Annotated in this window: 9 protein-coding genes and 1 pseudogene; 6 read left to right on the top strand and 4 right to left on the bottom strand. The window is 62.3% G+C overall.

Translation table 11 applies throughout. The features are described 5' to 3' along the window. Positions 1-1,263, top strand: a pseudogene (locus M0D65_RS01225) (D-amino acid dehydrogenase); the annotation flags it as partial. Between the two features lie 45 nt (positions 1,264-1,308). Further along, a complete protein-coding gene (locus tag M0D65_RS01220) occupies positions 1,309-2,763 on the top strand; it encodes a DEAD/DEAH box helicase (RefSeq protein WP_266250521.1) in 1,455 nt (484 codons plus the stop codon). Between the two features lie 54 nt (positions 2,764-2,817). On the opposite strand, the gene M0D65_RS01215 is transcribed toward M0D65_RS01220, so the two are convergent. From M0D65_RS01215 to M0D65_RS01200, 4 genes are all read right to left on the bottom strand, one after another. Continuing rightward, the gene (locus M0D65_RS01215) at positions 2,818-3,309 is read right to left on the bottom strand and encodes a fasciclin domain-containing protein (RefSeq protein WP_266251169.1); all 492 of its coding nucleotides are present in this window, start codon (positions 3,307-3,309) and stop codon (positions 2,818-2,820) included. 199 nt (positions 3,310-3,508) lie between these two features. Next, positions 3,509-4,240: an anti-sigma factor gene (locus tag M0D65_RS01210; protein WP_266250519.1), complete on the bottom strand. Its 732-nt coding sequence runs from the start codon at positions 4,238-4,240 to the stop codon at positions 3,509-3,511. Next, positions 4,237-4,830, bottom strand: a complete 594-nt coding sequence (locus M0D65_RS01205; RefSeq protein ID WP_266251167.1) for a sigma-70 family RNA polymerase sigma factor — start codon at positions 4,828-4,830, stop codon at positions 4,237-4,239. The genes M0D65_RS01210 and M0D65_RS01205 overlap by 4 nt, the downstream gene beginning before the upstream one ends. Positions 4,831-5,409: 579 nt before the next feature. Continuing rightward, the gene (locus tag M0D65_RS01200) at positions 5,410-7,701 is read right to left on the bottom strand and encodes a PA14 domain-containing protein (protein WP_266250517.1); all 2,292 of its coding nucleotides are present in this window, start codon (positions 7,699-7,701) and stop codon (positions 5,410-5,412) included. 462 nt (positions 7,702-8,163) lie between these two features. Between M0D65_RS01200 and atzF the strand changes: the two genes are divergently transcribed. Genes atzF through M0D65_RS01180 form a run of 4 tightly spaced genes read left to right on the top strand, consistent with a single transcriptional unit; the run spans position 8,164 to position 13,254 of the window. Further along, the gene (gene atzF / locus M0D65_RS01195; protein WP_266250515.1) at positions 8,164-10,011 is read left to right on the top strand and encodes an allophanate hydrolase; all 1,848 of its coding nucleotides are present in this window, start codon (positions 8,164-8,166) and stop codon (positions 10,009-10,011) included. 35 nt (positions 10,012-10,046) lie between these two features. Beyond that, entirely contained in the window at positions 10,047-11,144 is a 1,098-nt protein-coding gene (locus M0D65_RS01190) for a BMP family ABC transporter substrate-binding protein (protein WP_266250513.1), read from the top strand. A 39-nt stretch (positions 11,145-11,183) separates the two neighbouring features. Further along, entirely contained in the window at positions 11,184-12,335 is a 1,152-nt protein-coding gene (locus tag M0D65_RS01185; RefSeq protein ID WP_266250511.1) for an ABC transporter permease, read from the top strand. Further along, a complete protein-coding gene (locus M0D65_RS01180; protein WP_266250509.1) occupies positions 12,328-13,254 on the top strand; it encodes an ABC transporter permease in 927 nt (308 codons plus the stop codon). The genes M0D65_RS01185 and M0D65_RS01180 overlap by 8 nt, the downstream gene beginning before the upstream one ends. Positions 13,255-13,267 lie beyond the last annotated feature (13 nt).

The raw sequence follows: 13,267 nt of genomic DNA, 5'->3' as shown, positions 1-13,267 counted from the left end.
ACCGGCGATGCTCAACTCTTTCTGGACCATGTCATGCACCATATCGCCATCATCGGCGCCGGTATTACCGGCGTCACGACTGCCTACGCCCTGCGCAAACGCGGATTCGACGTCACCCTCATCGAGCGCCATCGCTATGCCGCGATGGAAACCTCGTTTGCGAACGGCGGCCAGCTGTCCGCCAGTAACGCAGAAGTGTGGAACAGCACATCGACCGTGCTTAAAGGGCTGCGCTGGATGTTCACCGCGGATGCACCGCTCCTGCTCAGCCTCAAACCGAGCTGGCACAAGTACTCGTGGATGGCCGAGTTTCTCGCGCAGATTCCGCGGTATCGCGCGAATACCGTCGAGACTGTCAGACTCGCGATCAAGGCGCGCGAGTTTCTTTTCTCGATCGCCGAACGCGAGCATATCGATTTCGATCTGGAGACGCGCGGCATCCTGCACGTGTATCCGGATCGTCGCGGGTTCGAAGCGGCATCGAAGGTGAACGTGCTGCTGCGTGAAGGCGGGCTCGATCGTCGTGCCGTCACCGACGGCGAAATTCACGCGATCGAACCGACGCTAACCAGCAACTTCTACGGCGGCTTTTTCACGCCATCGGATTCCACCGGCGACATTCACAAATTCACGCGCGGCCTCAGCGACGCGTGTGTGCGCGACGGTGTGCGTTTTCTGTACGACACGGAGATTGCCGACATCGCGCAGCACAGCGACGGTCGCTTCGAAATCGTTGCGACACAGCCGGACGCGCCGTCGAACGGCGATCGCTACGACAGCGTGATCGTGTGTGCCGGCGCGCATAGCCGTCAGTTCGCCGCGATGCTTGGCGATCACGTGAACGTGTACCCGGTGAAGGGTTACTCGATCACCGTCTGTCTCGACGATGAAACCAGTCGTCGCAGTGCGCCGTGGGTGAGTCTGCTCGACGATGGCGCGAAGATTGTCACCAGTCGTTTGGGCGCCGATCGCTTTCGCGTTGCGGGCACAGCGGAAATCAACGGTTTCAATCGCGACATTCGCGCGGAACGCATTGCGCCGCTGATCAACTGGACGCGTCGGCATTTTCCCGAAGTGTCGACGTCGCGCGTCGTGCCGTGGGCAGGGCTGCGGCCGATGATGCCGGGCATGTTGCCCAAAGTAGGACCGGGCAGGCGGCGCGGCGTGTTCTACAACACGGGACATGGGCACCTTGGCTGGACGCTTTCGGCGGCGACGGCGGAAGGCGTCGCGCTGGCAGTCGAGGCGTCGCTCGGGCATTGAGCGCGGTAACCGCTAGAATCGCGGTTTTAGCCCGGAAATACGCCCATGTCTTTTGCCTCGCTTGGCCTGATCGAGCCGTTGCTGCGTAATCTGCGGGATCTCGATTACCAGACCCCTACGCCGGTGCAGGCCAAGGCGATTCCTGTTGTGCTCGATGGCAAGGACGTCATGGCTGCGGCGCAGACCGGCACCGGTAAAACGGCCGGTTTTGCGCTGCCGCTGCTGCAACGGCTGGTGCAACACGGCCCGGCAGTGTCCAGCAACCGAGCGCGTGTTCTGGTGCTGGTGCCCACGCGCGAACTGGCGGAGCAAGTGCTGCAAAGCTTTGTCGATTACGGCAAAGGGCTCGACTTACGATTTCTTGCCGCCTACGGCGGTGTGAGCATCAACCCGCAGATGATGACGTTGCGCAAAGGCGTCGATGTGCTCGTTGCTACGCCAGGCCGTTTGCTGGATCTGAATCGCCAGAACGCAGTGCAGTTTGATCAGGTGCAAACGCTGGTGCTGGATGAAGCCGATCGCATGCTGGATCTGGGCTTTGCACGCGAACTCAACGCCGTCTTTGCCGCCTTGCCCGTTCAACGCCAGACCTTGCTGTTTTCGGCCACGTTTAGCGATGAGATTCGTGCCATGGCGGCGAGCATTCTGCGCGACCCGGTCCATATCAGCGTCAGCCCGCCCAATGCCACGGCCAGCAGGATCAAGCAGTGGGTGGTGACGGTGGATAAAAAGAACAAGCCTGATCTCTTCATGCACCTTGTGGCGGAGAACAACTGGCAGCACGCGCTGGTGTTCGTCAAAACGCGCAACGGCGTGGAATACCTGGCGGCCATGCTCGATGAAGCGGGCTATGCGGTCGACACCATCCACGGCGACAAACCGCAACCGGCACGTTTGCGTGCGCTGGAGCGCTTCAAGACCGGCGAAGTACATATGCTGGTCGCCACTGATGTGGCTGCGCGCGGGCTCGATATCGACGACCTGCCGCTCGTGATCAACGTCGATCTGCCGATCGTGGCGCAAGACTATGTGCATCGTATTGGCCGTACTGGTCGTGCGGGTGCTAGTGGCGTTGCGGTGTCGCTCGTGTGCGCGGATGAAGCGCCGCAGCTGGCCGCGATTGAAGCGCTGATCCGGCAGACGTTGCGGCGGGAAGAAGAGCCGGGTTTTGAAGCTGAGCATCGCGTGCCGCAAACCAGTGCGACGGGCGAGATTATCAAGAAGCCTAAAAAGCCGAAGAAACCTAAAGTGCTGCAAGTTGCGCCGGGCGCGGTGCAGGTGCCTGGCAAAAAACCGCGGGTGCAAAGTGGCGAAGACAAACGCAAGCCTGCGGCGCAGCGCGTTCTGGCTGCGGGTAAAAGCACAAGCGGCACAGGCTTCTCCGGCGGTAATCCATTCAGCGTGCAAAGGCCACGCAGCAAACCCGCCAGCAAACCCGTTGCGGGTTCACGTAAGCCGGCTGGCAAACCCGCCGGTGGTCGTGGCAAGCGCCAACCCTGATTCATGGGGCGAGTAACGTCAGCCATAGACCTCGCTGAGCTTTTCACACCGACGTCAAGGCATCAGTACCGTGTCGACGACATGAATCACGCCGTTCGATTGCATCACGTCGCCAATCGTCACATGCGCGACGTCGCCCTTGTCGTCGGTGATCGCCCACCCCTTGCCGTCCTTGCTGACGATCAGCGAATCGCCCTCGACCGTTTTCAGGCTCGCCTTGCCGCCACCCTGATCGACTGCCATCGCGAGGTCGTGCGCGGTGATGCGACCCGGTACGACGTGATACGTGAGCACTTTCACGAGCGTTGCCTTGTTCTCCGGTTTGAGCAGCGTCTGGACGGTTCCGGGCGGCAATGCGGCAAATGCCTCGTTGGTCGGTGCGAAGACCGTGAAGGGTCCGGTGCCCGACAGCGTATCCACGAGACCGCCTGCCTTGACGGCCGCGACCAGCGTCGTGTGGTCTTTCGAATTCACCGCGTTGGCAATGATATTTTTCGACGGGTACATCGCGGCGCCGCCGACTTCCACCGTATTGTCGGCGGACATCGATCCGGCCGTCGCGGCGGGCACGGCCGTTCCCAACGCCAGTGCGAGCGCGAGCATCGCACCGATGGTCTTCATCTGGTTACAGGATTGCATTTCGGTTCTCCCCGAAAGATCGACGCTTCCGGACTGGAAGCAATCGGAGATACGGATCGAACGAACCGACGGATGCACGTACTTCGATTAAATATGCAGAGATGGCTTATGCACCACCGATTCCCCCTTTCGCGAGCACGGGCCCGGTTGGCTGTCCGGTAGGCGACCCGCCGTACGGTTCCAGCGACACAGCGAGGATGGCCCGAGGGTCCAGCTGTGCGAGTCGGGCTGGCGGCAGCGTGACGATAGTCGGCCGGTCGGCGGCGATCACACCGAGCGAGACAGGTCGAGCGCCCGACGGGATGAGCCACAGCTCGGTGGAACGACCGGCGGCGACTGCCGTGCCGCTCGCCGGAACGATCACCATGCGGGCACGCTGAACGTCGACGGTAGCGGTCCATCCTGCTCCACCGTCTTCACGGCCGATATTCGCAACCAGGTAGCCGCTATTGCCCGGCACCTCCGGCACCGCGACGGGTCCACGCCAGACAGGCACCACGGCCACGATTGCCAGCACCACAGCCGCGACGCTCGAACCGATACCGACCCAGCGCCACAAGCGAACGTTGTCCCACAGCCTCGCGCGAGGCCGATACGGTGCAGGCGACGCGAAACCCAGTTCGGACTGGATGCGCGCCAGCACATAGGGCGCCGGCGCGATCTCGCCGACATCCTCGCTGAGCGGCATCAGGCGTTCCTGCCAGAGCGTTACGTTCGCGGCGAGCCGGGGGTCGTGCTGCATCGCCTCCTCGATCTGCCTGCGCTCGTCAGCGTCGAGCACGCCCAGTACATACTCGGCGCATCGCAGTTCGTCGGGATCGTGTGAGGGCGTATTCATTGATCGAGGCAGGTTTTGAGCTGAATCAGGCTACGCCGGATCCAGCTTTTCATGGTACCGAGCGGCACGCTCAGGCGCACAGCCAGTTCGGCATACGTCGCACCCGTAAAAAAGGCTTCTCGTACGAGGGTTCCCTGCTGGGCGGGCAGTGCGTCGAGGCACCGTTCCAGGCGCCGCTTCTCCTGACTGCGCTCTGCCATTGCGGCCGGCGAAGGATGCTCGTCGGCGAGTTCCTCTTCCATCGATGCGTCCAGCGGTTCCTCGCGGCGGCGCCGTAAGCGATCGATGGCCCGGTTGCGCGCGATGGTCGCGAGCCAGGTAACGGCGCTGGCGAGCCCTGGGTCGAAGTTTGCAGCCTGGCGCCATACCGTGACATAGACGTCTTGAAGCACTTCTTCGGCTTCACCGCGATCGCGCAGCATCCTCACGCACACGCCGAACAGTTTGGCGGAAGTGCGTTGATAGAGCGCGGCGAATGCTGCCTGGTCGCCTTCGCCCGCCTCATGCAACAGGCGGTTCAGCTCATTGCGGCGATGGGCCTCAACTCCGTTCAACAGACGGTCGTCATCGGTCGCTGCATTTCGTTGCATGTCCATCGCGCTCCCTGCGGGTTGGCTGCGCGTAATCGGGAATAACAGCAACGTCGCCGTGCGGTGGCCGCGCAAAGCGCGTGCTGTCTGCGCATATGGCCATCGCCTGCTCGACGAAAACCAGACGATCATCGCCATCGGTACCGGAAGCGCAATACTGAGTACCACCTGACTGACGATCAAGGCCCGGGTCGGATTCGCACCAAAACCGATTACAACAAATGCCGGCAACATTGTCACGGACCGTCATCGCAGGCGCGAAGACAAACCGTCTTTCAACGAAGAGCGAAATCACCTTCCGGAGAAACGACGAGTCCTCATTGACCTCTACGGAGCGGATGGATCGACGGATGCAGGCGAACAAAAATATAGTCGACGACGCCGCGCGATAGCGTCGATCGGCGGCGCAGGGTAGAGAGGCAGTTCGCGACGAACGTCGGCGAATGAGAGGAACCCGGTAGTGGCGGACGGCCGGGTTCCAGCAGGAAGTATCGGCCGCACGGATTTTTGCACGAACTGTGGCGATGGTTTTTCACCTACCCGCCACAGTTCTCACTTTCTGCAGTACCTGATGACACTTCAGTCCGAAGACACAAGCGAATCCGAAGGCACAATCCGCAACCCATCAGGCCTACGCGCAAACGGACTCCACCACGTCAGATGCATACTCGCCGCGCCGGTGTTATGCACATACTCGACCTTGATCGAAGCATGTCGCCGCGCTTTCAACCAGACCGTACCGCTCACCGTCGACAGTGACGCACTCTTCTTGTTGATCACCTCCACGCCATCGATCCACAGACGCGCCACGTTATCGCTATTGATCGAGAACCGGTACGGCCCGCTAACCGCGGCTTCGATCGCCCCCGTCCACCGCACGCCATAACCGGTAGCATTCACCCCCGCCGAAGCATCCGGCGAATCGGTACCGCGCTCAGTGTTCAGATCGAAGTCGATCAACGGCGTAATCGAAGTCTTCACCGGAGCACTATTGAAAGTCGGATCGTTGTAGTACCCGACATTCAGCACAGGCAGCTTCACATAGAACCCACCGGTCAACGCCTGCATCTCCGCCGTCGACCACGGGTGCCCGTCAGGATAGATCGTCCCCTGGAACGGCGTCGCCGGTTCGACGGTAGCAGGTGCGCTCGGTACTTGCCCCCAATGGAAGCGTGTATTCGTGCGGCCGATCATCAACTCCCAGATGATGAAGCCCGTCGTGCCGCCGTAGTTCGAAACGATACCCGCCATCGTCTGGCCGGTCGTACCCGGAAAACCGCGTTGCAGCGTTTCCGAGTTCAACGCATTGACGCTGCTGCCGTTGATCGGACCGGTGTACGGATTGTTGTACGGATGGAATGCGTAGAAGTCGGAGAAGTAGCTGCCTTCGTCTTCCTGCACCTGCGGCGAGTTGATCGGTTGCGTCGCGCCCGCATTCAGGATCGCGATGCGCGCGTCGTTCATCATCACCGCACGCGTTTCCTGCAGTGCGCCGTTGCCGCTACAACCCGGTTCGTTCATCGGCTCCCAGAACACGATGCGCGGGTCGTTCCGGTGCGGCGCGACGAAGTCGGTGATGTAGTTCGCGAGGCTCGCCTTGTACGTCACGTTCGGATTCGACGCACTCGGCTGGAAGTACGCCTGTTCGATCGGTGTACCTGGCGACTGTACCCACCGGCTGTTATGCACGCCCCAGACCGGCGCCGGCTGCGGACCATATTCCGGCGTCTGGTTCCAGCAGTCGTCGTAGAAGATCGGCGACACCTTGATACCGTGACGCGCGGCGATCTCGAGCAGGTTCTCGAACTTGCTCAGGAACGCGACACGATCGTTGGCCCAGACCAGGTAGTGCAGGTACACCGAGATCGTGTTGATGCCGTAGGTCTGCGCGTACGTCAGTTCACGATTCACGACAGCGGGATCGTAGTTCTGCCAGAAGTCGATCGCGTTCACTGCGGTCGATGACGAGTACACCATGCCGACGACCTTCGAGAAATCGTAGGTCGGAGAGGTGACTGTCGGGTACGTCTTGATCGTGATGTTGCTGAACGTCGCGCCGACACCGAAGCGGCGCAGGCCGAAGCTGCCCGATGCGAACGCCGCGGGCAGTGCGTTGGTCGCGTCGTTGAGGCTCAGCACGCGTTGCTGGTCGAGATCGACGGTGATCGCCGTGCCGCTCGTCGTGACCTTCAGATGGTGCGTGCTACCACCCACTATCGTGCTGATCGGATAGTCGATGAAGTTGGTCCAGTTGTTGTTCTCGCGGCCCACCACGAGCGTGTGCGCGGCGGTGTCGAGACCGATGAAGTAACCGGTCAGGCTGTCGAAGCCGCCGGCCGTCGGGTTGGTCGTGCGGACGATAAAGCCCGCGTTCGCCGGGCCGTTGCCGACCGGTGGCGTAACCGTCACGTCGGCTTCGTACGAGGCGGTCGTATACGTATTGGCGAGCGCGACGGCCTTGTCGCCGGCACCGGTGCCGTTGGTTGCGGGGGCGGGAATCGTTACGCTGCCGCTCGTCGTACCCGGCGCCCAGCCCTGGTTCGAACCAGGCGAGAGGTAACTCGTGAAGTCGCCGAAGCTGAGCGTCGTAGTCGACAGCACAGGGGGCGGCGGGGGCGGTGTGTACGGCGGCAGGTTCTGATCGGGATCGCGGATCACGACCGGCGGCGTGGTGGTCTTCATCCCGAGCGCCACGCCTCGCGTCGCCTTGAATTCGCTTTCTACATTCGACGCCGCCGCAGCCGATGCAGCCGCCGCGTTAGCGGCCACCGGCACCTGCTTGTTTGCTGTCGAGACGGCCGATGGCGAATCGCCATTGCCGCCGCAAGCGGCCAGCATCGCTGCTGCCGCCAGCACCAGATAATTGCGCACCTGTATCTCCTGAGATCCCGTCTAATAAGAGGTCTGGGTCATTATTATTAATTTATTCCGAACGTCCTTTGGACGGACGATACAGTGCTACGCCAGAACAGCAGGCGCTCGCAGGGAAGTTTTGGTAATGAATTTAGATGATGAATAATATTATTACTAAGAGATATCTCTATCAGGACTAACCCTGAAAGAACGCGGCGGCACGCTCAGGCCTAACGTAGCCGGTGCCCGCTCCGACGGAAGATCCATGGTGGCGCCCCATCGCACCGTTGTTGGGATCGATGCACATTCGTCGATCTTGCTGCGACCTCGTCAGGATGGGTCAGGCGCCCACTGAGCCCTCGAGACAAACACCGTAGAAGCCTTGCCGCATAAGACCGGACGCGCTCGATCGCCGCATGGATATGCGCAATGGCACGCTTTCTGCAATACGCATCCAATCTTGTATTCAAGATTGGACTCATGAACGATCAACTCAACACCCGAGCCGCTCTTTCGATCGAAACGCTAGGCGATCGCTACGCGCAGGGCACCCTCACGCCGACACAGTGTGTCGAGGCAGTGTTACAGCGAATCGAGTCGATCGACCGACCCGAGATATGGACGCAACGCATCGCCGCCGAAGCGCTATACGCGCGCGCCGCTGAACTCGAAGCGCTATACCGTGCTGGGGGCATCTCAGTGCTGGAACTCATGCCGCTGTTCGGCGTGCCGTTCGCGGTGAAGGACAACATCGACGTGGCGGGCATGCCGACTACGGCGGCCTGTCCCGCGTTTGCCTATACGCCGCATGAATCTGCGTTTGCCGTGCAGCTTCTGCTGGAGGCCGGTGCAATTCTGGTCGGCAAGACCAATCTCGATCAGTTTGCGACGGGTCTCGTCGGCGTGCGTTCGCCGTACGGCGCGGTACGGCAGGTGGAGTTTCCCGAACGCGTGTCGGGCGGCTCGAGTTCCGGTTCGGCGGTCGCGGTCGCGAGCGGTTGCGTCGCGTTCTCGCTGGGCACCGATACCGCAGGATCGGGGCGCGTGCCCGCAGGCTTCAACGAACTCGTCGGCCTGAAGCCGACGCTTGGGCTGGTCAGCAAGCGCGGCGTGGTGCCGGCGTGCAGAAGCCTCGACTGCGTATCGATTTTCGCCAACGATGTCGCCGACGCCTGGCACGTTCTCGCACAACTCGCGCGCTTCGACGCATCCGACAGCTTCGCGCGCGAGGTGAGCGTGCTGGCTCCGACTTCGGCGCCGCCGCGCATCGGCGTGCCTGCGCGTGCGGAGTTCTTCGGCGATGGCGAGGCTGCCCACGCATTTCAGGCGTCGCTCGACGCATTGTCCGAAGTGTTGCAGGCACAACCGCTGCCCATCGATCTCACACCGCTCACGCAAGTCTCCGCGTTGCTCTACGACGGCCCGTGGGTCGCGGAGCGGCGTGCGGCTATCGGCGAATTCTTCGACGCGCAACGCGATGCGATCGATCCGGTCGTCGCCGCCGTGATCGCGAAAGCGGACCGCTACAGCGCAGTCGATACGTTCAATGCGCAATACCGTCTCGCCGAATTAAAACGCCAGGCCGACAAGCTCTTCGATGACATCGACGTGCTGATCGTCCCAACCACACCAACGCATCCGACCATCGCCGCGGTGCAGGCCAACCCGATCGAGCTGAACAGCCAGCTCGGTTACTACACGAACTTCGTTAATCTGCTGGACCTGTGTGCGTTAGCGGTGCCGTGTGTGCGCCGCGGCGACGGTCTGCCTGCCGGCGTCACGCTGATCGCACCGGCTGGTGCGGATCATCGGTTGGCGGTATTGGGTGCGCGCATTCAGGCGCGTTTCTTCGAGTCCGAGTCGCACGAAGCCGCCTGCATCGAATCGCAACCGTTGCCCAGCAGCGAGCCGTCGGTCGTGCTTGCTGTAGTCGGCGCACATCTGCGCGGTCAGCCGTTGAACCGGCAATTGCACGAAGCAGGGGCACGGTTTATCGAAGCGACCCGCACGACACCGGACTATCAGCTCTTCGCACTAGCCGGGACGACACCGCCAAAGCCCGCACTCGCGCGCATGCCGGCTGCAACCGCACACACAAATGCAATCGCGATCGAACTATGGCAAGTGCCGCTGCGCCACTTCGGCTCGTTTGTCGCGCAGATTCCGGCGCCGCTCGGGATCGGTACCGTACAGGTTGCCGACGGCCGCAGCGTGAAGGGTTTCATCTGCGAGCCGGCCGCGCTTGCCGATGAAGCCGGCGCGCTCGACATCACCGCGCACGGCGGATGGCTCGCCTATCTGGACAGCGTCGCGGCGCTAACTCGCTAACCAACTTTCTCCAACACTCTGAAACGGATCACGCCATGACCCATCGTCGCGATTTCCTCAAGCACGCAGGCCTGCTGACGCTCGGCACGATGCTGCCTTTCGAATCGATCTTCGCGGCGAGTCCGCTCACGGTCGGCGCGATCTACGTCGGCGCGCGCGGCGACTACGGTTACAACCAGGCGGAAGCCGCGGCGGCGAACGTCGTGAAGAAGCTGCCCAATGTGAAGGTCGTCGAAGAAGAGAACGTGCCGGAAACGATCGCGGTGCAGAAGTCGATGGAGGCGATGATCGAACAGGACGGCGCGACGCTGATCTTCGCGACTTCGTTTGGCTACTTCGATCCGCATGTGCTGAAGATCGCCGCGAAGTATCCGAAGGTTCGCTTCGCGCATTGCGGCGGCCTGTGGAAGCAGGGCAACCCGCCGAACATCGTGAGCTACTTCGGTTATATCGACGAATGCCAGTACCTGAATGGCGTCGTCGCGGGCCATATGAGCAAGAGCAAGAAGCTGGGCTTCGTTGCCGCGAAGCCGATCCCGCAGGTGCTGCGCAATATCAACGCGTTCACATTGGGCGCGCAATCGGTCGATCCGTCGATCACGACCCACGTGATCTTCACCGGCGACTGGTCGATGCCAGTCAAGGAAGCGGAAGCGACCAACAGTCTCGTCGATCAGGGCTGCGACGTTCTGACCTGTCACGTCGACAGTCCGAAGGTCGTGATCGAAACCGCCGAGAAGCGCGGCGCAATGAGCTGCGGTTATCACGCAAGCCAGGCAGCGCTCGCGCCGAAGGGCTACCTGACCGGCGCGGAATGGGACTGGGCGACACCGTTCCGGCTCATCGTCGCCAATGCACAGGCAGGCAAGCCGCAACCGAACATCCTGCGCGGCGGCCTGAAAGAAGGCTTCGTGAAGATGTCGCCATATGGCGCAAAGGTGGCGCCCGAAGCGAAGTCGAACGCCGACGCCGTCAAGGCAAAGATGATGGCCGGTCAGTTCGTGATCTTCAAGGGACCGGTCAAGGACAACAAGGGCGGTGTTGCAATCGCCGACGGCGTGAGTCACGTGCAGACGGACTACGTGCTCGAAAGCATGAACTATCTCGTGGCGGGTGTGGTGGGGCAGATCTGATGTGCTTCGTTGCGGCGTGTCATTTCTCAAGGAGCGTCGATGCTTACTAACGCAAATGCCAACGCAAGTACCAACGCAAGTACCAACGCAAATGCCGCGCGGCTGGTTCTCGGCGTGCTGCCCGCATTGCCGACCTTGCTCGCGCTGACCGGCACGCTGCTGCTGTTCATGCTGTTTCTGCTCGTGCAGGGTGCGCCTGCACTCGATGCGATCGGGTTGATTTTCGAAGGCGCGTTTGGTTCGTCGTTTGCGTGGCAGAGCACCTTGCTGCGCGCAGCACCGCTGATGCTGACCGCGTTATGCGTGGCGTTGCCGGCGCAGGTTGGATTGATTGTGATCGGCGGTGAAGGGGCGCTTGCGCTTGGCGGGCTCGCGGCTGCCGTGATGCCGCAGTGGTTGCCGGCTGCGACGCCGTGGTTCGTCGCGACACCGTTGATGGCGCTCGCAGGCATGCTGGCCGGCGGCGCATGGATCGGCGCAGTCGGCGCGCTGCGTCACCGGCGCGGCGTCAACGAGACGATCAGCAGCCTGCTGATGTCCTATATCGCGATCGCGCTATTCAAGTTTCTTGTCGAAGGACCGCTGCGCGATCCGGCGAGTCTGAACAAACCGTCGACGTTGCCGGTGCCGGATGCGCTGACCATCGGTTCGCTGCCGGGGCTCGATGTGCATTGGGGCTTGTTGTGGGGTGTGCTCGCATGCGTCGCGGCGTGGGTTTTCGTCAGGCACAGCACGCGCGGTTTCGCGATGCGCGTGGTCGGCGGCAACGTGCGCGCCGCGCGTCTCGTCGGTTTGCCGGTCGCGAGACTCGCGCTCGCTGCGTGCGTGCTCGGCGGCGCGGCGGCCGGTCTGGCCGGCATGTTCGAAGTCGCAGCCGTGCAAGGCAGTGCGAATGCGGCTCTGCTCGTCGGTTACGGCTATAGCGGCATTCTCGTTGCGTTTGCCGCGCGCCAGAATCCGCTGGCGATTGTCGTTTGCGCGGTGATCGTCGGCGGTATCGAGGCGAGCGGCAGCTTGTTGCAGCGGCGCCTCGGTCTACCCGATGCGACCACGCTGGTTCTACAAGGATTGCTGTTCGCGAATCTGCTCGCGTGGGAAGCGCTCGGCGGACGGCTCGCCGCGTGGCGCGTGAAGTTGCAGGCGCTGGCGGCGACAGCGGTGCAAGCCCAGATGGAGAAGACTCATGCCTGACATGCATTCGCCGCTTGTGGTGTTGCTCTTGTCGTTGATCGCAGGTGCGATTCGTGTGAGCACACCGTATCTGTTCGTGAGTCTCGGCGAGTGTCTGACCGAGAAAGGCGGTCGCGTGAATCTCGGGTTGGAGGGCATTCTCGTGTCCGGCGCGATGAGCGGCTATGCGGCGAGCTATCTGTCCGGTTCGGCGTGGCTCGGCGTGCTTGCGGCGGGACTGGTCGGATTGCTGTTCGGTTGCCTGCACGGTCTCGTGTGCTCGTTGCCGCGTGTGTCCGATATCGCGTTCGGGATTGCGTTGATGCTGCTCGGCACGGGTCTCGCATTCTTTCTCGGCAAGCCGTTTATCGAACCGCAGGCGCCGATGCTGGCGTCGCTCGATTTCGGTCGCTGGACCGCCTCGGCGCAACTGCACAACGCGCTGCACATCAACCCCTTGTTTGCGATCGGTGTGGTGCTTGCCTTCGCCTTGCAATGGGGACTGCGCAATACACGTTGGGGCATGACGCTCCGGCTCGTCGGCGATCACGCGGAGGCGGCGCGCGCGCTGGGCTATCCGCTCACACGCATCCGTATCGCGGCCACCGCCGTGGGCGGTTTCTGCGCGGGTGTCGGCGGCGCTTATCTGTCGCTCGTCTATCCGGGCAGCTGGAACGAAGGACTGTCGAGCGGGCAGGGCTTGATGGCAGTGGCCCTCGTGATCTTCGCGCGCTGGCAGCCGCTGCGCTGTCTGTACGCGGCGTTGCTGTTCGGCGCGGCCGGTGCGCTCGGTCCCGCGCTGCAGGCGATCGGCGTGACGAGTGGCTACTACCTGTACAACGCCGCGCCGTATGTGCTGACGCTGCTCATCATGATCGTCAACTGCCGCCCGGACCGCACGCTTGCCGGCGCGCCGGGCGAGCTGAGTCTGACGCGCTGAGATTCCCCGCAAG

This window comes from Paraburkholderia sp. CHISQ3, assembly GCF_030464945.1.
Classification (GTDB): Bacteria; Pseudomonadota; Gammaproteobacteria; order Burkholderiales; family Burkholderiaceae; genus Paraburkholderia; species Paraburkholderia megapolitana.
Note: the sequence above shows the minus strand (reverse complement) of the source record. Positions and strands in the feature narration are given on the sequence as shown.

Coding starts and splice junctions, on each gene's coding strand:
- M0D65_RS01205 (WP_266251167.1), bottom strand. CDS start 4,830: ATGCAACGAAATGCAGCGACCGATGACGACCGTCTGTTGAACGGAGTT.
- M0D65_RS01185 (WP_266250511.1), top strand. CDS start 11,184: ATGCTTACTAACGCAAATGCCAACGCAAGTACCAACGCAAGTACCAAC.
- atzF (WP_266250515.1), top strand. CDS start 8,164: ATGAACGATCAACTCAACACCCGAGCCGCTCTTTCGATCGAAACGCTA.
- M0D65_RS01210 (WP_266250519.1), bottom strand. CDS start 4,240: ATGAATACGCCCTCACACGATCCCGACGAACTGCGATGCGCCGAGTAT.
- M0D65_RS01220 (WP_266250521.1), top strand. CDS start 1,309: ATGTCTTTTGCCTCGCTTGGCCTGATCGAGCCGTTGCTGCGTAATCTG.
- M0D65_RS01215 (WP_266251169.1), bottom strand. CDS start 3,309: ATGTCCGCCGACAATACGGTGGAAGTCGGCGGCGCCGCGATGTACCCG.
- M0D65_RS01180 (WP_266250509.1), top strand. CDS start 12,328: ATGCCTGACATGCATTCGCCGCTTGTGGTGTTGCTCTTGTCGTTGATC.
- M0D65_RS01190 (WP_266250513.1), top strand. CDS start 10,047: ATGACCCATCGTCGCGATTTCCTCAAGCACGCAGGCCTGCTGACGCTC.